Origin of the sequence: Streptomyces sp. NPDC058371 (assembly GCF_042723265.1) — a bacterium.
Lineage (GTDB): Bacteria > Actinomycetota > Actinomycetes > Streptomycetales > Streptomycetaceae > Streptomyces.
In genome coordinates this window covers 219,958-239,038 of the sequence record NZ_JBHXJC010000004.1, presented here as the reverse complement: position 1 = coordinate 239,038, position 19,081 = coordinate 219,958, and the positions used below count along the sequence as shown (strand labels likewise).

17 protein-coding genes are annotated in these 19,081 nt (G+C 70.8%); 11 read left to right on the top strand and 6 right to left on the bottom strand.

Annotated features, from left to right (window positions below):
• Nucleotides 1–215: 215 nt before the first annotated feature.
• Nucleotides 216–797 carry a Uma2 family endonuclease gene (locus ACFWM2_RS15820; RefSeq protein WP_383278946.1) on the top strand — a complete coding sequence of 194 codons (582 nt, stop codon included), beginning with the start codon at nucleotides 216–218 and terminating at the stop codon, nucleotides 795–797.
• 108 nt (nucleotides 798–905) lie between these two features.
• Here the strand turns inward: ACFWM2_RS15820 and ychF are convergent, their stop codons facing one another.
• Nucleotides 906–1,994 (bottom strand): redox-regulated ATPase YchF, encoded by a 1,089-nt coding sequence (gene ychF / locus ACFWM2_RS15815; protein WP_383278943.1) that lies wholly within the window; start codon nucleotides 1,992–1,994, stop codon nucleotides 906–908.
• Nucleotides 1,995–2,170: 176 nt separating this feature from the next.
• Between ychF and ACFWM2_RS15810 the strand changes: the two genes are divergently transcribed.
• Nucleotides 2,171–2,833, top strand: coding sequence for a DUF6542 domain-containing protein (locus tag ACFWM2_RS15810; RefSeq protein ID WP_383278940.1), 663 nt, complete (start codon nucleotides 2,171–2,173; stop codon nucleotides 2,831–2,833).
• A 269-nt stretch (nucleotides 2,834–3,102) separates the two neighbouring features.
• On the opposite strand, the gene ppgK is transcribed toward ACFWM2_RS15810, so the two are convergent.
• Nucleotides 3,103–3,849: a polyphosphate--glucose phosphotransferase gene (gene ppgK, locus ACFWM2_RS15805; protein ID WP_383278937.1), complete on the bottom strand. Its 747-nt coding sequence runs from the start codon at nucleotides 3,847–3,849 to the stop codon at nucleotides 3,103–3,105.
• 61 nt (nucleotides 3,850–3,910) lie between these two features.
• A complete protein-coding gene (locus tag ACFWM2_RS15800) occupies nucleotides 3,911–4,915 on the bottom strand; it encodes a 4-hydroxy-3-methylbut-2-enyl diphosphate reductase (RefSeq protein ID WP_383278934.1) in 1,005 nt (334 codons plus the stop codon).
• Between the two features lie 97 nt (nucleotides 4,916–5,012).
• Between ACFWM2_RS15800 and ACFWM2_RS15795 the strand changes: the two genes are divergently transcribed.
• The 4 genes from ACFWM2_RS15795 (at nucleotide 5,013) to ACFWM2_RS15780 (ending at nucleotide 8,689) form a co-directional block, all read left to right on the top strand.
• Nucleotides 5,013–6,395, top strand: coding sequence for an APC family permease (locus tag ACFWM2_RS15795; RefSeq protein WP_383278931.1), 1,383 nt, complete (start codon nucleotides 5,013–5,015; stop codon nucleotides 6,393–6,395).
• A 118-nt stretch (nucleotides 6,396–6,513) separates the two neighbouring features.
• The gene (xseA, locus tag ACFWM2_RS15790; RefSeq protein WP_383278928.1) at nucleotides 6,514–7,722 is read left to right on the top strand and encodes an exodeoxyribonuclease VII large subunit; all 1,209 of its coding nucleotides are present in this window, start codon (nucleotides 6,514–6,516) and stop codon (nucleotides 7,720–7,722) included.
• Between the two features lie 9 nt (nucleotides 7,723–7,731).
• Complete coding sequence (locus ACFWM2_RS15785; RefSeq protein WP_383278925.1) at nucleotides 7,732–7,965, top strand: exodeoxyribonuclease VII small subunit; 234 nt, start codon at nucleotides 7,732–7,734, stop codon at nucleotides 7,963–7,965.
• A gap of 133 nt (nucleotides 7,966–8,098) precedes the next feature.
• Nucleotides 8,099–8,689, top strand: coding sequence for a malonic semialdehyde reductase (locus ACFWM2_RS15780; protein ID WP_383278922.1), 591 nt, complete (start codon nucleotides 8,099–8,101; stop codon nucleotides 8,687–8,689).
• 141 nt (nucleotides 8,690–8,830) lie between these two features.
• Here ACFWM2_RS15780 and ACFWM2_RS15775 read toward each other — a convergent pair whose 3' ends face one another.
• A complete protein-coding gene (locus ACFWM2_RS15775) occupies nucleotides 8,831–9,349 on the bottom strand; it encodes a DUF4245 domain-containing protein (RefSeq protein WP_383278919.1) in 519 nt (172 codons plus the stop codon).
• A gap of 126 nt (nucleotides 9,350–9,475) precedes the next feature.
• Here ACFWM2_RS15775 and glpX point away from each other — a divergent pair, with 126 nt between their 5' ends.
• On the top strand, nucleotides 9,476–10,507 hold the full coding sequence (gene glpX, locus ACFWM2_RS15770; protein ID WP_383278916.1) for a class II fructose-bisphosphatase: 1,032 nt from the start codon (nucleotides 9,476–9,478) through the stop codon (nucleotides 10,505–10,507).
• Between the two features lie 123 nt (nucleotides 10,508–10,630).
• On the opposite strand, the gene ACFWM2_RS15765 is transcribed toward glpX, so the two are convergent.
• Both ACFWM2_RS15765 and ACFWM2_RS15760 read right to left on the bottom strand, forming a co-directional pair.
• Nucleotides 10,631–11,008, bottom strand: coding sequence for a WhiB family transcriptional regulator (locus ACFWM2_RS15765; protein WP_383278913.1), 378 nt, complete (start codon nucleotides 11,006–11,008; stop codon nucleotides 10,631–10,633).
• A 199-nt stretch (nucleotides 11,009–11,207) separates the two neighbouring features.
• On the bottom strand, nucleotides 11,208–11,960 hold the full coding sequence (locus ACFWM2_RS15760; protein WP_383278910.1) for a DUF1707 domain-containing protein: 753 nt from the start codon (nucleotides 11,958–11,960) through the stop codon (nucleotides 11,208–11,210).
• A 236-nt stretch (nucleotides 11,961–12,196) separates the two neighbouring features.
• On the opposite strand from ACFWM2_RS15760, the gene ACFWM2_RS15755 reads away from it, so the two are divergent.
• The 4 genes from ACFWM2_RS15755 (at nucleotide 12,197) to ACFWM2_RS15740 (ending at nucleotide 18,940) form a co-directional block, all read left to right on the top strand.
• On the top strand, nucleotides 12,197–13,864 hold the full coding sequence (locus ACFWM2_RS15755; RefSeq protein ID WP_383278907.1) for a fumarate hydratase: 1,668 nt from the start codon (nucleotides 12,197–12,199) through the stop codon (nucleotides 13,862–13,864).
• 406 nt (nucleotides 13,865–14,270) lie between these two features.
• The gene (locus ACFWM2_RS15750) at nucleotides 14,271–15,656 is read left to right on the top strand and encodes a class II fumarate hydratase (RefSeq protein WP_383278904.1); all 1,386 of its coding nucleotides are present in this window, start codon (nucleotides 14,271–14,273) and stop codon (nucleotides 15,654–15,656) included.
• 73 nt (nucleotides 15,657–15,729) lie between these two features.
• Nucleotides 15,730–16,422: a DUF402 domain-containing protein gene (locus ACFWM2_RS15745; protein WP_383278901.1), complete on the top strand. Its 693-nt coding sequence runs from the start codon at nucleotides 15,730–15,732 to the stop codon at nucleotides 16,420–16,422.
• 355 nt (nucleotides 16,423–16,777) lie between these two features.
• Nucleotides 16,778–18,940: a SpoIIE family protein phosphatase gene (locus tag ACFWM2_RS15740; RefSeq protein WP_383278898.1), complete on the top strand. Its 2,163-nt coding sequence runs from the start codon at nucleotides 16,778–16,780 to the stop codon at nucleotides 18,938–18,940.
• Nucleotides 18,941–19,081 lie beyond the last annotated feature (141 nt).

Here is a 19,081-nt window from a genome sequence, read left to right as displayed (position 1 = left end):
GCCGCGGGTCGCACGGCCTTTCGCCAGGACGCATCAGACGTTGAAGCGGAACGTCCACGACTCCGCTCCCACCTGCGGAAACGTCATTTGGGACGGGCCAAGTCAACACAGAATCAGCACGGGCGGCAGAGGTTCGGACGGGGCGGGGACAGGAGGGTGATCCCGCCGTCGGCGATCTCGTGGCCCGGACCTCCCCGAGTCGCTACGGTTGAGCCATGACCGCACTGCCCGACTGGATGCGCCCGCCCCGCGCGGAAGGCTGGTTCGCAGACGACCTGGACCGTCTCCCGGAAGCGCCGCGCCACACCGAGCTGATCGACGGAGCCCTCGTATTCATGATGTCTCCGCAACGGTGGTGGCACGGCCATCTCGTCACGATGCTCACCGTGGCTCTCATGGAGCAGGCGCCGGCCGACGTAAGAGTCGGGCGGGAGATGACCATCAAGCTCGATCAACGCAATCGGCCCGAGCCGGATCTGCTGGTGACGACGGCTGACTTCGACGGCGACCGCACCTGGTTCGCACCGGATGAAGTACGACTCACCGTCGAGGTGGTCTCCCCCGAATCCGCCCACCGGGACCGCACGGTAAAGCTCCACAAATACGCAGAGGCCGGCATCCCGCACTACTGGCGCATCGAGGACGAGGACGGAGCACCCATCGTCCACGTCTACGAACTTGACGAGCCGACCTCCACCTACGTACCGGTTGGCATCTTCAGGGGCTCACTCCACCGCCCGGTGCCCTTCGAGATCAACCTCGACCTACAGAAGCTCGCTCCGCCCCACCGCGGCTGAGTCAGCACCAAGTCAGCACGGGAATGCGGAAGGGGTGGGGCTCACCAGCGCCCGACCCCTTCTGACCTGCATACTTGACGAATATGACTAGCTCGCAGGGCGAACCCGCTACACGTTGAAGCGGAACTCCACCACGTCCCCGTCCTGCATGACGTAGTCCTTGCCTTCCATGCGGGCCTTGCCCTTGGCGCGGGCCTCGGCGACCGAGCCCGTCTCGACGAGGGCCTCGAAGGAGATGACCTCCGCCTTGATGAAGCCCTTCTGGAAGTCGGTGTGGATGACTCCCGCGGCTTCGGGGGCGGTGGCGCCCTTCTTGATGGTCCAGGCGCGGGATTCCTTCGGGCCTGCCGTCAGGTAGGTCTGGAGGCCGAGGGTGTTGAAGCCGACGCGGGCCAGGGTCGTCATGCCGGGCTCCTCCACGCCGACCGACTCCAGGAGCTCCATCGCCTCCTCCTCGTCGAGCTCGGCGAGGTCCGCCTCCAGCTTGGCGTTGAGGAAGATGGCCTCGGCGGGAGCGACCAGGGCGCGCTGCTCGACCTTGAAGTCCTCGTCCACCAACTCGTCCTCGTCGACGTTGAAGACGTAGAGGAAGGGCTTCGTCGTCAGCAGGTGCAGGTCGTGGAGGAGTTCCTCGTTGTCGGAGCCCTGGACGATGCCCTGCGAGAAGAGGGTGTCGCCCTTCTCCAGGATCTCCTGCGCCGCCTCGACCGCCGCAACCTTCGGGCCGATGTCCTTCTTGATGCGCGACTCCCGCTGGAGGCGCGGCAGGACCTTCTCGATCGTCTGGAGGTCGGCGAGGATCAGCTCGGTGTTGATCGTCTCGATGTCGTCCTTGGGCGAGACCTTGCCGTCCACGTGCACGACGTTCTCGTCCTTGAAGGCACGGATGACCTGGCAGATCGCGTCGGACTCACGGATGTTCGCGAGGAACTTGTTGCCCAGGCCCTCGCCCTCCGAGGCGCCCTTCACGATGCCCGCGATGTCGACGAAGTCGACGGTCGCCGGCAGGACGCGCTGCGAGGAGAAGATCTCGGCCAGTTTCGTGAGGCGCGGGTCGGGGACACCGACGACACCCACGTTCGGCTCGATCGTGGCGAACGGGTAGTTGGCCGCCAGCACGTCGTTCTTGGTCAGGGCGTTGAACAGGGTCGACTTGCCGACATTCGGCAGACCGACGATTCCGATCGTGAGCGACACGTTGCGACTTCCCGTACGTGAGGATGGGCGGCAGGGCCCACGCGGTGAGCGGGCCGATCCACCAGTCTACGGCGTGCGCGCCCTCGCACCGGCGACGTATCGAACGCTTGGCCAAGGTGCGCCCAACGGCGTGTCCCAGAGGCCATTCCACACATAAACCGACCTAAGTTGGTCCAGTGGAGCAACACAGGACGCGCCCCCCTCAGCCCGGATCCCGACGTGGCACGCCCCTTCCCCCGCAGACGGGACGGGGTGGCTCCGGCATGAGCCGACCCGTCCGGGTGCCGGCCGGAGAACGGGGGCCCGCCGCAGGACGCGGTACGGCGCCCGGTCCGCGGGGCGCCGCCGCCCGGGGTGCCTCCGGTCCCCGGCGGCCCGCCCCGCCGTGGGTCGCGGCGGTACGGCGGATGCCCAATCCCCGGCTCACCGGGCTCGGCAGCGGGCTGTTCTGCGGTGCGGTGATGTTCGCGCTCGCCTGTCTCGACCAGCTGCTCCTCGGGGCGTCCCTGGCGGTGTACGGGGTGCTGTTCCTGCCGGTCTGCGCGCTGACCGCGGTCTGGGTGCGGCGCGGCGACCTCGGCACCGCGCCGGTGGTCGCGCCGATCGCCTTCGCCTTCGGGCTGCTGCCGGTCGCCGACGGCGGCGGCGGGCTCGGAGGGCGCGTGATGGGGCTGGTCACGGCGCTCGCCACCCAGGCGGGCTGGCTGTACGGCGGGACGCTGGTCGCGGGCGTCATCGTGACCGTCCGGAAGATCCGGCTCATGACCCGCCGGGCCGCCCAGCGCCGAGCCCAGGCCTCCCGGCCCGCCACCACCGCACCCCGCCGCCGCCCGGCCTGACCCCGAGCCCGGCCCGGCAAGCCCCGGCCCTCGGCCCGGCCCCGGACACCCCGGGCACGATTCGGGCCGGGGGCCAGGCTCCGGGCCCGGGGCTGGGCCACCCAGCCCGGCCAAGGACACCCGGCCCCGGACGCCCGGTCTCGGGCCCGTCCCGCCACAGCGCTGCCGGGGACTCCCCCGGCTCACGACCTCAGCCGGAGCCGTGCCGCTTCCGGCGGACCAGCGGGGCCGGCCCAGCCGGACCCGCCTTCGCCGCCCCGCCCGGAGGGCTACGGCGTCTTGGCCGCCCGCATCGCCGCTCCCACGATCCCCGCGTTGTTCTGCAGTCCGGCCGGGACGATCTCCGCCTTGATGCCCTCGATCAGGGGCAGGAACTTCTGGGACTTGCGGCTGACGCCGCCGCCGACGATGAAGAGGTCGGGCGAGAAGAGCATCTCGACATGGGCGAGGTACTTCTGGACGCGGGACGCCCAGTGCTCCCAGGTGAGGTCGTGGTCTTCCTTGGCCTTGGTGGAGGCGCGCTTCTCGGCGTCGTGGCCGTTCAGTTCGAGGTGGCCCAGCTCCGTGTTCGGGACCAGGGTGCCGTCGACGAAGAGGGCGCTGCCGATGCCCGTGCCGAAGGTGAGCAGGATGACGGTGCCCTGCCGGTCGCGGCCCTGGCCGAACTGCATCTCGGCGACGCCCGCCGCGTCCGCGTCGTTCAGGACCGTCACCGCGTGGCCGCCGAGCCGGTCGCTCAGCAGGGCGCGCGCGTCGGTGTCGATCCACGCCTTGTCGACGTTGGCCGCCGTGCGGACCGTGGAACCGCCGGTGACCACGCCGGGGAAGGTGACGCCCACGGGGCCCGTCCAGCCGAAGTGGTCCACGACCTCCTTCACGCCGTCGGCCACCGCGTCCGGCGTGGCCGGGTGCGGGGTCAGCACCTTGTAACGCTCTTGGGTCAGTTCGCCCTGATCCAGGTCCACCGGGGCACCCTTGATCCCGGATCCGCCGATGTCCACGCCGAAGATCTGCATGGCTCTACGTTAAGTCCTACGACTGACAGTCACTCCCCGGTCCAGGACCCCTGCGGAACCTTCACTTCTCGGAAGTGCGCTCCGCGATCAGTTCCGCCGCCTCCGCGCGCAGGTCGCGGCGCAGCTCCTTGGGCAGCGAGAAGGTGATGGACTCCTCGGCGGCCTTGACGAGCTCGACGTCCTCGAAGCCGCGGGTGGAGAGGTACTCCAGGACCTGCTCGACGAGGACCTCCGGGACGGAGGCACCCGAGGTGACGCCGACCGTGGTCACGCCCTCCAGCCAGGCCGCGTCGATCTCGTCGGCGAAGTCCACGAGGTACGCCTCCCGCGCGCCCGCGAGCTTGGCGACCTCGACGAGCCGTACGGAGTTGGAGGAGTTGCGCGAGCCGACCACGATGACCAGCTCGGCCTCCTCGCCCATCTCCTTCACGGCGAGCTGGCGGTTCTGCGTGGCGTAGCAGATGTCGTCGCTGGGCGGGGAGATGAGCTGCGGGAACTTCTCCTTGAGCGCGTCGACCGTCTCCATCGTCTCGTCGACCGACAGCGTGGTCTGGGAGAGCCAGACGACCCTGGAAGGGTCGCGGACCTCGACCTTGGCGACGTCCTCGGGGCCGTCGACGAGGGTGATGTGATCGGGCGCCTCACCGGACGTGCCGATGACCTCCTCGTGGCCCTCGTGGCCGATGAGGAGGATGTCGAAGTCGTCGTCGGCGAAGCGGACGGCTTCCTTGTGGACCTTGGTGACCAGCGGGCAGGTGGCGTCGATGGTGGCGAGCTTGCCGGCCGCGGCCTCGTCGTGGACGACGGGGGCGACACCGTGCGCCGAGAACATGACGATCGACCCCTCGGGGACCTCCGCAGTCCGCTCGACGAAGATGGCGCCCTTCTTCTCCAGGGTCTGCACCACGTACTTGTTGTGGACGATCTCGTGCCGGACGTAGATGGGGGCCCCGTACTGCTCCAGGGCCTTCTCGACGGCGATCACGGCGCGGTCCACGCCCGCGCAGTAGCCACGAGGGGCGGCGAGCAGGACACGGCGGCCAGACGAAGCAGTCATGGCAACCATCGTAAGGCCGCGCTCGGCGGGTCAAAGATCGCCTCCATGGGGAGACTGGTGAGGAACTGGGAGGGGCGGGGCCAGGCGCGACGCTCGGGAGGCAGGGATGTCGGACACGCGGACCACGGCCGGAGCGGCCGGTGAGGCCGGTGAGGAGCGCGGGCTGCGGCGCAGTCTCGGCTTCCGGGATCTGGTCGTCTACGGGCTGCTGTTCATCGCCCCGATGGCACCGGTCGGCGTCTTCGGGACCCTCGACGCCAAGTCGCACGGCGCGGTGGCGCTGGTCTACCTCGTCGCCACGGTCGCGATGGCGTTCACCGCGTTCAGCTATGCCCAGATGGTCCGCGTGGTCCCGCAGGCGGGCTCGGTGTTCGCCTACGCGCGCGCGGCGCTCGGAAACGAGGCCGGGTTCATCGCCGGGTGGATGGCGATGCTGGACTATCTGCTCATCCCCGCGGTCGCCTACCTGTTCTCCGGGATCGCGATGAACGCGCTGGTCCCGGAGGTCTCCCGGTGGGTGTGGACGGCCCTCGCGGTGGTCGTGACGACCCTTCTGAACCTGTGGGGCGTACGGGCGGCGGCCCGGGTGGGCATGCTGGTGCTCGCGATGGAGATCGTGGTCCTGCTCGTCTTCGCCGTGGCGGCGATCGTCGTCCTCGCGCGCGACGGGGCCGCCCGCGACTGGCTGTCACCGCTGTCCGGGGACGGCTCGCAGGGGGCGTTCGCGCTGTCGGCGGTGATCGGCGCCGTCTCGGTCGCCGTCCTGTCGTATCTGGGCTTCGACGCGATCGCCACCTTCGCGGAGGAGGTCACGGGCGGCTCGCAGAGGGTGGCCCGGGCGGTGCTGTTCTGTCTGGCGCTGGCGGGTGTGCTCTTCGTGGCGCAGGCCTATCTGGTGGCGCTTCTCGAACCGGTGTCGTCGGCCGAGCTCGCCGCCGACCCCGGCAAGCAGGGGTCGGCGTTCTACGACGCCGTGGACGTCTCCGTCGGGTCGTGGCTGCACAATCTCGTGGCCGTGAGCAAGGCGATCGGTGCCGCGTTCGCGGCGCTGGCGGGGCAGGCGGCGGCCGGGCGGCTGCTGTTCGCGATGTCCCGTGACCGGCGGCTGCCCCGGGCGCTGTCGAAGACCGACTCGGGGGTGCCGCGAGCGGCGCTGTTGTGCGCGGCCGTCATCACGCTGGTCGCCGCGGTGTGGGCGGCGCGGCGGGACGACGGCCTCGACCACCTCGTGTCGGTCGTCGACATCGGCGCGCTGACCGCGTTCACGCTGCTGCACGCGAGCGTGGTGGGCTGGTTCGCCGTACGGCGGCAGGACGGCCCGGTGGTGTGGTGGCGGCACATCCTGATCCCGGTCCTCGGTGCCGCGATCACCGTCGCCGTCATCGTCGAGGCTTCGGGTACGGCCCAGGTGGTGGGCGCGATCTGGCTGGTGATCGGGCTGGCGGTGCTGGTGGCCCAGCGGAGGCGGCCCGGCCCGTCCGGCTCGTGAGGACGAGGCCGTCCACAGAGGGGGCGGGCGCGGCGGGTCCCGCGTAGGCCCGCACCCCACGAAGGGAGCCGTCTCGGCCTGGGCGGCATTGTCACAACCGGCCGTTACGCTCGGGCGCATGGCTCTCAACACGTCCGCGGACGCCCCACTGCCCGTCGGCGAGGTGTCGCGGCTCATCGGAGGGTGGATCGACCGGCTCGGCGCGGTGTGGGTCGAGGGGCAGATCACCCAGTTGTCACGGCGTCCGGGCGCGGGGGTCGTCTTCCTGACGCTGCGCGACCCGTCGTACGACATCTCCGTGGGCGTCACCTGCTACCGGCAGGTGTTCGACGCGGTGGCGGACGTGGTGAGCGAGGGCGCGCGCGTGGTCGTCCTCGCGAAGCCCGAGTGGTACGCGCCGCGGGGGCAGCTGTCGCTGCGGGCCACCGAGATCAAGCCGGTGGGCGTGGGTGAACTGCTCGCCCGCCTGGAGCAGTTGAAGAAGTCCCTGGCGAGCGAGGGGCTCTTCGCGGCCGACCGCAAGAAGGCGCTGCCGTTCCTGCCGCAGCTCATCGGGCTGGTCTGCGGGCGCGCCTCGGCCGCCGAGCGGGACGTGCTGGAGAACGCACGGCACCGCTGGCCCGCCGTCCGTTTCGAGGTGCGCAACGTGCCCGTGCAGGGCGTGCACGCGGTGCCGCAGGTCGTCCAGGCCGTGAAGGAGCTGGACGCGCTCGACGAGGTGGACGTGATCATCGTGGCGCGGGGCGGCGGCAGCGTGGAGGACCTGCTGCCCTTCTCGGACGAGCAGCTGGTCCGCGCGGTGGCGTCCTGTCGTACGCCGGTGGTGTCGGCCATCGGACACGAGCCCGACACCCCCCTGCTCGACTACGTGGCGGACCTGCGCGCGTCCACCCCGACCGACGCCGCCAAGAAGGTCGTACCGGACGTCGGCGAGGAGTACGAGCGGGTGCAGTTCCTGCGGGACCGGGCGCGGCGCGCCGTCCAGTCCTTCATCGATCGTGAGGAGCGCGGTCTCGCGCACGCGCTGGCCCGGCCCTCGATAGAGGATCCGCACCGCATGATCGACGAGCGGGTGGACCACGTCGCCTCACTGCTGGACCGGAGCCGGCGCTGCCTCGGCCATCAGCTCGACCGCGCCGACTCCGAGCTGACGCACACCCACGCGCGCGTGGTGGCGCTCTCCCCCGCCGCCACCCTCAAGCGGGGATACGCGGTGCTGCAGAAGTCCGACGGCCACGCGGTCCGCGACCCGGGTGAGGTCACGGCCGACGAGCCGCTGCGGGCGCGGGTCGCCGAGGGCGAATTCACGGTACGAGTCGATGCATAGGGTGGGCGCATGACCAGCAAGGCGGACGAGGCGCTCGGGTACGAGCAGGCGCGGGACGAGCTGATCGAGGTCGTACGGCGCCTGGAGGCGGGCGGCACGACACTCGAGGAGTCCCTGGCGCTCTGGGAGCGGGGCGAGGAGCTGGCGAAGGTGTGCCGGCGCTGGCTGGACGGCGCACGGGCCCGGCTCGACGCGGCGCTCGCCGAGGAGGACACCGCCGAGGACGCGGCGGACGAGGAGTAGCCACCCTCTCGTGGTCTGTGAAGTGGATCACGAGGCCTCGATTTGGTTGAACCTTGAACTTTATCGACGTACGCTCGGACACGCCAGCTGATCCCCAGGGATCCGTCGCACCCCCCCCAAGAAGGTTTTCTCCATGTCTCTCGTTCTTGACCCCACCGCCCAGGACCTGCTGTTCCGCGAGGCCCGCACCGCGAACGCGTTCACCGACGAGCCGGTGACCGAGGAGCAGGTGCAGGCGATCTACGACCTGGTCAAGTACGGCCCCACGTCGATGAACCAGTCGCCGCTGCGGATCACCCTGGTCCGCTCCGCCGAGGCCCGCGAGCGCCTGGTGAGCCTCATGGCCGAGGGCAACCAGCCGAAGACGGCCGCCGCCCCGCTGGTCGCGATCCTCTCCGCGGACAACGAGTTCCACGAGGAGCTCCCCCAGCTCTTCCCGCACTTCCCCGGCGCCAAGGACATCTTCGGCGGCTCGCGCGAGGGCCGGGAGCGCTCGGCCGCGCTGAACGCCACGCTGCAGGCCGCGTACTTCATCATCGGCGTCCGCGCCGCCGGCCTGGCCGCGGGCCCGATGACCGGCTTCGACCTCCCGAGCGTCCAGAAGGAGTTCCTGGACGACGACCACACCCCGCTGATGGTCGTGAACATCGGCAAGCCGGCCGAGGACGCCTGGTTCCCGCGCTCCCCGCGCCTGGAGATCGACCAGGTCGTCACCAGCGTCTGAGCCACGTCAGTACTGGTGCCCGGTGCCGGGCGCCACGCAGAAGGGCCCCCGACCGTGAGCCGGGGGCCCTTCTCATGTCTCGTGCGCGGGGGATGCGGATGGCGCCGGGGGACGGGCACGCGGCCGGGCGCCCCGGAGGCCTCAGGAGGTCTCCAGCGCCTCCGCCATCTTCGTCAGCTGCGTGAACGACCCCGTGCCGGCCACCACCGTCGTGGACCCCTTGTCCTTGAGTACGAGGGCGTCGTACTTGCCGCCTTCGTACCGCTGCCACGTACGATCGCCGATGCGCTGGGTGGCCTTCGTCTCCTTGGCGCCCTGGCTGGCGGAGTCGATGAACGCGGACGGCTTCTGCGCGGACTGCTCGACCCCCACGTACGCGCCGTCCGGGGCGTTGAAGCCGAGGTGCCAGGCGTCGAACTTGTCGCCCCGGAAGCGCACGGACGTCGCCTTCCAGGTGTCGGGCAGGCCCTCGGGTGCGGCCACGGGATAGGTCGCCGCACGGCGGGCCGTACTGAGCTCGACCGTGTAGTCGACGCGCGGGAGATCCGGCGCCTTGTCGTCGTGCGGGACGAAGAGATAGATGAAACCCGCAACGACCCCGATGAAGCCCAGGGACAACACCATGTCCCGGACCGTCTGCTTGCCTTTCGTACCTGCCACGCCCCCTATCGTCGCAGGTGCAGTGCTCTGCTCATCCGTGGGGCCCCCTGCTCATTTTGTCTGCCTGACGATAGAGTCGGGGCACACCCTCATCCGGCCGTCGTCGTATCAGAAAGGTGCGCTCCGATGACCGAGCATCACTTGCCGTCCGAACTCGAGGTCCCCTCCGAGGCCCCCGACCGCAACCTCGCCCTGGAACTGGTCCGGGTCACCGAAGCCGCCGCGATGGCCGCGGGCCGCTGGGTCGGCCGCGGGGACAAGATCGGCGCCGACGGCGCCGCAGTGCGCGCCATGCGGACCCTCGTCTCCACCGTCTCGATGAACGGCGTCGTCGTCATCGGTGAGGGGGAGAAGGACGAGGCGCCCATGCTCTTCAACGGGGAGCACGTCGGCGACGGGACCGGCGCCGAGGTCGACATCGCCGTCGACCCGATCGACGGGACCACGCTCACCGCCAAGGGCATGACCAACGCCATCGCCGTGCTCGCCGCCGCCGACCGGGGCACCATGTTCGACCCGTCCGCGGTCTTCTACATGGACAAGCTGGTCACCGGCCCGGACGCCGCCGACTTCGTCGACATCAACGCGCCCGTGTCGGTGAACATCCGCCGGGTCGCCAAGGCGAAGAAGTCCTCGCCCGAGGACGTCACCGTCGTCATCCTCGACCGGCCGCGCCACGAGGGGATCATCACGGAGATCCGGGAGACCGGCGCCCGTATCAAGCTGATCTCCGACGGTGACGTCGCGGGCTCCATCCTGGCGCTGCGCGAGGGCACCGGCATCGACCTGCTGCTCGGCATCGGCGGCACACCCGAGGGCATCATCTCGGCCTGTGCGGTCAAGTGCCTCGGCGGCACCATCCAGGGCAAGCTGTGGCCCAAGGACGCCGAGGAGCGGCAGCGCGCGATCGACGCGGGCCACGACCTCGACCGCGTCCTGTACACCGACGACCTGGTCTCCGGCGAGAACGTCTTCTTCGTCGCCACCGGCATCACCGACGGCGAGCTGCTGCGCGGGGTGCGCTACCGCGCCGAGACGGCCACGACCGACTCGATCGTCATGCGCTCCAAGTCCGGCACGGTCCGCCAGATCACCTCGGAACACCGGCTGAGCAAGCTGCGTGCGTACAGCGCGATCGACTTCGACCGCGCGAAGTGACCCGGACGGCCGCGTGACGCGGACCGTCGAGCGGGAACGGCATACACGAGAGGGGCGCCCCCCGTGCGGGGAGGGCGCCCCTCTCGTGTGTGCGATGCCCGCGAGCGGGATGCCTGACAGGCCTCAGCCTGCCGCGGCTATCGTCCCGTTGGTGCTGGAGGCCTTCTTCAGTTCGACGTCACGGCGGCGGCGCCGGGCCAGCACGACACGGCGCTCGGCGGCGGTGAGGCCGCCCCACACCCCGTACGGCTCGGGTTGCAGCAGCGCGTGTTCACGGCACTCGACCATGACAGGGCAGCGCGCGCAGACCCGCTTCGCCGCCTCCTCACGGGACAGCCGGGCGGCGGTGGGCTCTTTGGAAGGCGCGAAGAAGAGGCCCGCCTCGTCACGCCGGCAGACGGCCTCCGTATGCCACGGAGCTTCCTGATCCCTGTCCCGCACTGGCGCCCGCTGCGCCGGAACGGCAGCTACCTGCAGGGTCTGATGCGGCGGTTGCAGCACGGTCTACTCCTGACGACGGCTTCGCGAGCGTGCCGGGCGCCGCAGACCTTCCCACAGCGCCCTCCAAGAGACGATGCAGCAAGGCCTACCCGCTGTGCGCGGGCCTATGCACTGCGTTCCGAAGCCCGGGGATTCTCGGCCGCGATCGATCTCGCACAACTGGACCAATTCGCTCCGGGCGCCGGTGAATTCGCAGCCGTCAATGCCCCAGGTGTTTGCGCAGACCGCGGTCGACCCGGTCCGACACATGGTCCGCGACCCGGTCCCTGACCCGGTCGAGAATGTCGGCAACGAGCTTGCCCCGCTTGGGCCGCGCCTCGATGTTGCCGAGGACGGCCATCCCGTCCACATAGATCACGGGGGCGTCCGGATCGGCCGAATCCAGCGTGTCCACCTCGAAGTTGCCGAGGACTCCGCCGCCGCTGCCGCGCAGCGACACGTTCTCCGGGACGCGGACCTCGACGTTGCCGAACACCGAGACGGCCTTGATCACGACCTGTTGGTACTCGAAGACCGCCTCGCTGAGGTCGATCTCGACACTGCCGAAGATCGCGTACACGTGGATACGGCGCCCGGCTCGCCAACGGCCCTTGCGGACGGCGGCACTGAAGACCGCCACCACGTTCTCATCGGCCTCCGCCGGGATCGCGCCCTCGGTGGGGCGGTTCGGCGCCGGGGTGTACGCCGGGGTCGCGCGGCGCTGGTGGGCGGCGGGCAGGTCCCGGACGAAGAGGTCGAGCTCCCCCACCGTCTTGGCGGTCAGCACCCCCTCGACCCGCTCCGAGTGCTCGTCGGGGGTGAGGCGGCCCTCGGCGAGGGCGTCGCGCAGGATGTCCGCGATGCGGTCGCGGTCGGCGTCGGAGCAGCGCAGCTCCGCCGGCGCGACGGGGCGGCCGTCGGTCGGTGTGACGAGCCGGCTGTCGGTCGGGGCGGCGCTCTTGTGAAGGTCCACGGCAGCAGCGTACCCAAACGCGATAGATCGCGACTACCCCTTCTCGACACCTGTGGAAAACCGGCCGCCGACCGGACCCGAAGTGCGTTCGGCTCTCGAACTGAGCCTTACCTCACAAGCCCGCCGCGGCCACCAGGTTCTACGCTGGTGGACGCCGCCGATGGAGACCCGGCCTCCGGCGCGCCCCGGAGGCGAACCGAGCCTCCCAAAGAGACCTTCAGTGAGGAATGGGCGAGATGCCTGAGTTCGCGTACACCGATCTGCTCCCCCAGGGAGAGGACACCACCCCGTACCGGCTGGTGACCTCCGAGGGTGTCTCCACCTTCGAGGCCGACGGGCGCACGTTCCTCAAGGTCGAGCCGGAGGCGCTGCGCAAGCTCGCCGAAGAGGCGATCCACGACATCCAGCACTACCTGCGGCCCGCCCACCTCGCTCAGCTGCGCCGCATCATCGACGACCCCGAGGCGTCGGGCAACGACAAGTTCGTCGCGCTCGACCTGCTGAAGAACGCGAACATCGCCGCCGCGGGCGTCCTGCCCATGTGCCAGGACACCGGCACCGCGATCGTCATGGGCAAACGCGGACAGAACGTACTGACCGAGGGCGGCGACGAGGCCGCGCTGAGCCGCGGCATCTACGACGCGTACCTGAACCTCAACCTGCGCTACTCGCAGATGGCTCCGCTCACCATGTGGGAGGAGAAGAACACCGGCTCGAACCTGCCCGCGCAGATCGAGCTGTACGCGGCCGACGGCGGCGCCTACAAGTTCCTCTTCATGGCCAAGGGCGGCGGCTCCGCCAACAAGTCGTTCCTCTACCAGGAGACGAAGGCGGTCCTCAACGAGGCCTCCATGATGAAGTTCCTGGAGGAGAAGATCCGCTCGCTGGGTACGGCCGCCTGCCCGCCGTACCACCTGGCGATCGTGGTCGGCGGCACGTCCGCCGAGTACGCCCTGAAGACCGCGAAGTACGCCTCCGCGCACTACCTGGACGAGATCCCGGCCGAGGGTTCCGAGCTCGGGCACGGCTTCCGGGACAAGGAGCTGGAGCAGAAGGTCTTCGAGCTGACCCAGCAGATCGGCATCGGGGCGCAGTTCGGCGGCAAGTACTTCTGCCACGACGTGCGCGTGGTGCGGCTGCCGCGGCACGGGGCGTCCTGCCCGGTCGCCATCGCCGTGTCCTGCTCCGCCGACCGGCAGGCGGTCGCGAAGATCACCACCGAGGGCGTCTTCCTGGAACAGCTGGAGACGGACCCGGCGCGCTTCCTTCCGGAGACGACGGACGATCATCTGGAGTCCGACGGGGATGCCGTCCGCATCGACCTCAACCAGCCGATGGACGACATCCTCGCCGAGCTGACGAAGTACCCCGTGAAGACCCGTCTCTCGCTGTCCGGCCCGCTCGTCGTGGCGCGCGACATCGCGCACGCCAAGATCAAGGAGCGGCTCGACGCGGGTGAGGAGATGCCGCAGTACCTCAAGGACCACCCGGTGTACTACGCCGGGCCGGCGAAGACGCCCGAGGGCTACGCGTCCGGTTCCTTCGGCCCGACGACGGCCGGGCGCATGGACTCCTACGTCGAGCAGTTCCAGGCCGCCGGCGGCTCCAAGGTGATGCTGGCCAAGGGCAACCGCAGCAAGCAGGTCACCGACGCCTGCGGCACGCACGGCGGTTTCTACCTCGGCTCCATCGGCGGGCCCGCCGCGCGCCTCGCGCAGGACTGCATCAAGAAGGTCGAGGTCGTCGAGTACGAGGAGCTCGGCATGGAGGCGGTCTGGAAGATCGAGGTCGAGGACTTCCCGGCGTTCGTCGTCGTCGACGACAAGGGCAACGACTTTTTCCAGGACCCCGCGCCCGCGCCGACGTTCACGTCGATTCCGGTGCGGGGACCGGGGCTGGCGTAACGCTTTTCGGGCGGGGGCGCCTTGACCGGGGCCGGCGTAGCGCGCCCGTCGCGGGCGGGGGCCTGTGCCGGCGTAGCGCCGCCCGTCCTGGGCGGGGGCCTGTGCCGGCGTGGCTCTCGTCCCGTGCGTGCCTGGGCCGGCACGGCTTCCGCATTCGCCTGCGGCGGGCTGATTTCGCCCCCCTCCGCCCCTACCCGTCCCGCACCTGGGGCTCCGCCCCGGACCCCGCTCCTCAATCGCCGGAGGGGCTGATTCTCAGCCCCCGCCGATTGAGGACGAGCGGGCTGGATTTTCAGCCCGTCCGGCGATTGAGGACGAGCGCGTCAGCGCGATGCGAGGGTCTGGGGGCGGCACCCGATCGGGTGCGGTGGGGAACATCCCCCGCCGCTCCCACGCTGTACGGGTCATGACCGACTACCGCACCGAGCACGACTCCATGGGAGAAATCCGCGTCCCGGCGCACGCCAAGTGGCGGGCGCAGACGCAGCGGGCCGTGGAGAACTTCCCGATCTCCGGCCAGCATCTGGAGCGCGCGCACATCGAGGCCCTCGCCCGGATCAAAGCGGCAGCCGCCAAGGTGAACGCCGAGTTGGGGGTGCTCGACAAGGACGTGGCCCAGGCCATCCAGGACGCGGCGGCGGAGGTGGCCGACGGGCGCTGGGACGAGCACTTTCCGGTCGACGTCTTCCAGACCGGCTCCGGCACCTCGTCCAACATGAACACGAACGAGGTCATCGCCACGCTCGCGACCGAGCGGCTGGGCCGGGACGTGCACCCCAACGACCACGTCAACGCCTCCCAGTCCTCCAACGACGTCTTCCCGTCCTCGATCCACATCGCGGCCACCGCCGCCGTCACCCGTGACCTGATCCCCGCCCTGGAGCATCTGTCGGCGTCGCTGGGCCGCAAGTCCGAGGAGTTCGCCGACGTCGTGAAGTCGGGCCGGACGCATCTGATGGACGCGACGCCGGTGACCCTGGGGCAGGAGTTCGGCGGGTACGCGGCGCAGGTGCGGTACGGGGTCGAGCGGCTCAACGCGTCGCTGCCGCGGCTCGCCGAGCTGCCGCTCGGAGGCACCGCCGTGGGGACCGGCATCAACACGCCGGCCGGATTCGCGGCCGCCGTGATCGAGGAGGTCGCCCGGACGACGGGACTGCCGCTGACCGAGGCCCGCGACCACTTCGAGGCGCAGAGCGCGCGGGACGGGATCGTCGAGACCAGCGGGCAGCTGCGCACCATCGCCGTCGGGCTGACGAAGATCGCCAACGACCTGCGGTGGATGGCCTCCGGGCCGCGGACGGGACTGGCCGAGATCAATCTGCCCGACCTCCAGCCGGGGTCCTCGATCATGCCCGGGAAGGTGAATCCGGTCATCCCCGAGGCCGTACTGATGGTCGCGGCTCAGGTGACGGGCAACGACGCGACCGTGGCCACCGCCGGCGCGGCCGGGAACTTCGAGCTCAACGTGATGCTCCCGGTCATCGCCAAGAACGTGCTGGAGTCCGTGCGCCTGCTCGCCAACGTCTCGCGGCTGCTCGCCGACCGGACCGTGGACGGCATCACCGCCAACCGCGAACGGGCCCGCGAGTACGCCGAGTCGTCGCCGTCCGTCGTCACCCCGCTGAACAAGTACATCGGGTACGAGGAGGCCGCCAAGGTCGCCAAGAAGGCCTTGGCGGAGCAGAAGACCATCCGCCAAGTCGTCCTGGAATCCGGGTACGTGGAACGCGGTGACCTCACCCGGGAGCAGCTGGACGAGGCTCTGGATGTCCTGCGGATGACGCATCCGTAACGTCATGTGTCTCCTGGCGCGAACCGTGACGCGCACCGCAGCGTCGTATGCCTGTGGCACCTAATATCTGTTCATGACGGACGACGGAGCGGTGAGACGAGTGGAAGCGGGCGGATCAACGGCGCACTGGGCCCCCGGGAGCCGCATCCTGTGGAGGTACCGGGAGAACGCCGGCGAGCGCTTCCACATCTGCCGCCCGGTGACCGTCGTACAGGACGACGACGAGCTGCTCGCGGTGTGGATGGCGCCCGGTACGGAGTGCGTGCGGCCGGTGCTCGCCGACGGCACGCCGGTGCATTCCGAGCCGCTGGAGTCGCGCTACACCAAGCCGCGCACGGTGCGGCGCGACCGCTGGTTCGGCACCGGGGTACTGAAGTTGGCGCGGCCGGGCGACGCCTGGTCGGTGTGGCTGTTCTGGGAGCCGGGCTGGCGGTTCAAGAACTGGTACGTGAACCTGGAGGAGCCGCTGGTGCGTTGGGCCGGCGGTGTCGACTCCCGGGATCACTTTCTGGACATCGCCGTGCATCCGGACCGGAGTTGGCGCTGGCTCGACGAGGACGAGTTCGCGCAGGCCCAGCGGGTCGGACTCATGGATGCCCAACTGGCCGAGCAGGTGCGGGAATCGGGGCGCTCCGCGGTGGAGGTGATCGGCGCCTGGGGGCCGCCGTTCTCCGACGGCTGGCCGCACTGGCGCCCGGACCCGGCCTGGGGCGTACCCTCTCTGCCGGACGACTGGGACCGTACGCCCGCGCACGTGTCCACATGAGACCCTTGATGCGCCCCCGTGGTACAAACGTAGGATCGTCCTCCGCAAGGGCGCGCAGCAGCAACTCCCGCAGCATGCGCTGGGCTTGACCATACGTCACCGAGGGGCGGCAGGACGTGAGCGAGGGGTACGAGGGCTACACCGGTACGGCCTGCGGACGGCCGGGCGGACTGTCCGCACCGGCGGCCGCGGTAGCACCGTGGGCGGTGTCCATGCCGCACGCAAGGACCGCCCGGCGGGCGGCGCCGGGCCGGCCCGCTCCTGTTGGCTCGGAGATTCCGTTCCTGGGGCACGTATTCCGGGTATCGGCATCTCTGCGGGACGAACTGCGCGTACGGCGTGCAGCCCCGGACGGATGGATTCGACACGCGTGACGGAGCACCCGACCTCGCACGAGCGCCAGCGGCCCAGCGCCGGCCGGCCACCTGCCCCCGCGGACCCCCGCGGGGCGCTCCTGCGTGCCCCGGAACCCCTGCAGACCCCGGGGAACGCACCCTTATCCGCCCAGGCCCGCACGGGCGACGCACCCGCGGGCCCGAGTACGGCCTCGCCGTGCCCCAGGAGCTCGTCCGGCGGCCAGGGCACCGGCACGCCTCCCTCCGGAGCGGCCACCCCGTCCTCCGCGGGCCCGGGCACACCCGCGTCCGCCGGCGCGGAGCACTCCCAGCCGTCCGCCGCCGAGTCCGATCCGCACCGTCCGCGCCCGCCGGAGAGCATCCCGGTCCAGCCGACGGCCGAGCAGGACCGGCCCGGTGTCGCCGGCGGCAAGGACCGGCGCGGCGGGGGCCAGGGGCTGCCGCCGGCCGGCCCGATGCCCATGCGGCGGGACGGGGACCGGCTGCGTTTCGTGGGTGCGGCGACCCGTCGGATCGCCCGCGGTATCGACCTCGACGAGATCGTGATGGGTCTGTGCCGGGCGACCGTGCCGACCTTCTCCGACGCGATCCTCGTCTATCTGCGTGATCCCCTGCCGGTCGGCGACGAGCGGCCCACCGGGCCCGTGGTGCTGCGGCTGCGGCGCACCGACCGGATCCCCGAGGAACGGGACTCCGAGGGTGGCTTCATCGCCGCGCTCCAGCCCGAGACCACCGACCTGTCGTCGGTGACCGCCGAGCTGTGCGAGGTGCGCCCCGGTGGCGCCCTGGCCGAGGTGCTGCGCGGTGTACGGCCCGTCTTCGCGGACGCGCCCGCCGCCCGGGCCGCGCTGCCCGAGCTGCTCGGCGACGCACCGATCGTGCCGGGTGGCCAGCGGGCGATCCTGGCCCCGCTGCGCGGCCGCCGCCGGGTGATCGGCGCGGCGCTCTTCCTGCGCCGGCCCGACCGGATGGCCTTCGAGGCCGACGATCTCCTGGTCGCGGCCCAGCTGGCCACGCACAGCGCGCTCGGCATCGACAAGGCGGTGCTGTACGGCCGCGAGGCATACATCGCCGACGAGCTCCAGCGCACGATGCTGCCCGAGACGCTGCCGCGGCCCACGGGCGTGCGGCTGGCGTCCCGCTATCTGCCGGCCGCCGAGACGGCCCGGGTGGGCGGCGACTGGTACGACGCGATCCCGCTGCCGGGCAGCCGGGTGGCCCTGGTGGTGGGCGACGTCATGGGTCACTCCATGACGTCGGCGGCCATCATGGGCCAGCTGCGCACCACCGCGCAGACCCTCGCGGGCCTCGATCTGCCGCCGCAGGAGGTGCTGCACCACCTCGACGAGCAGGCCCAGCGCCTGGGCACCGACCGCATGGCGACCTGCCTGTACGCCGTCTACGACCCGGTCGCGCACCGGATCACCATCGCCAACGCGGGCCATCCGCCGCCGGTGCTGCTGCACCTGGGCGGCCGGGCGGAGGTGCTGCGGGTGCCACCGGGCGCCCCCATCGGCGTGGGCGGGGTGGATTTCGAGGCGGTCGAGCTGGACGCGCCAGCGGGCGCCACGCTGCTGCTGTACACGGACGGGCTGGTGGAGTCCCGGCTGCGGGACGTGTGGACCGGGATAGAGCAGCTGCGGGAGCGCCTCGCCGCGACCGCGCAGCTGACCGGGCCTGACCATCCGCCGCCCCTCGAGGCGCTCTGCGACGAGGTGCTCGACATGCTGGGCCCCGGCGACCGGGACGACGACATCGCGCTGCTCGCCGCCCGCTTCGACGGGATCGCCCCGAGCGACGTGGCGTACTGGCTGCTGGAGCCGGAGGACTCGGCTCCCGGCCGGGCCCGGCGGCTCGCCCGGCGGGCGCTGTCCCGCTGGGGCCTGGAGGACATGAGCGACTCGATGGAGCTGCTCGTCAGCGAGGTCGTGACCAACGCCGTGCGCTATGCGTCGCGGCCGGTCACCCTGCGTCTGCTGCGCACGGACGTCCTGCGCTGCGAGGTGGGCGACGACGTGCCGCAGCTGCCGCGGCTGCGGCAGGCGCGCGCCACGGACGAGGGCGGACGCGGGCTGTACCTGGTGAACAAACTGGCCAGGCGGTGGGGAGCGACCCGGCTGAGCACCGGAAAGGTCGTCTGGTTCGAGCTGAACCGGAGCTGAGGGGGCACCCGGCTACCGGGGCCCGCCACGGGCCCCACGGCCCGGGCCCCTCGCTCAGAACCGCACCGAACTTGGACCCCGTCCAAATGTTGCCGACATCCCGTCGGCGGAGTTGACTGCGGAAGTGAGCGAAGCGACCTA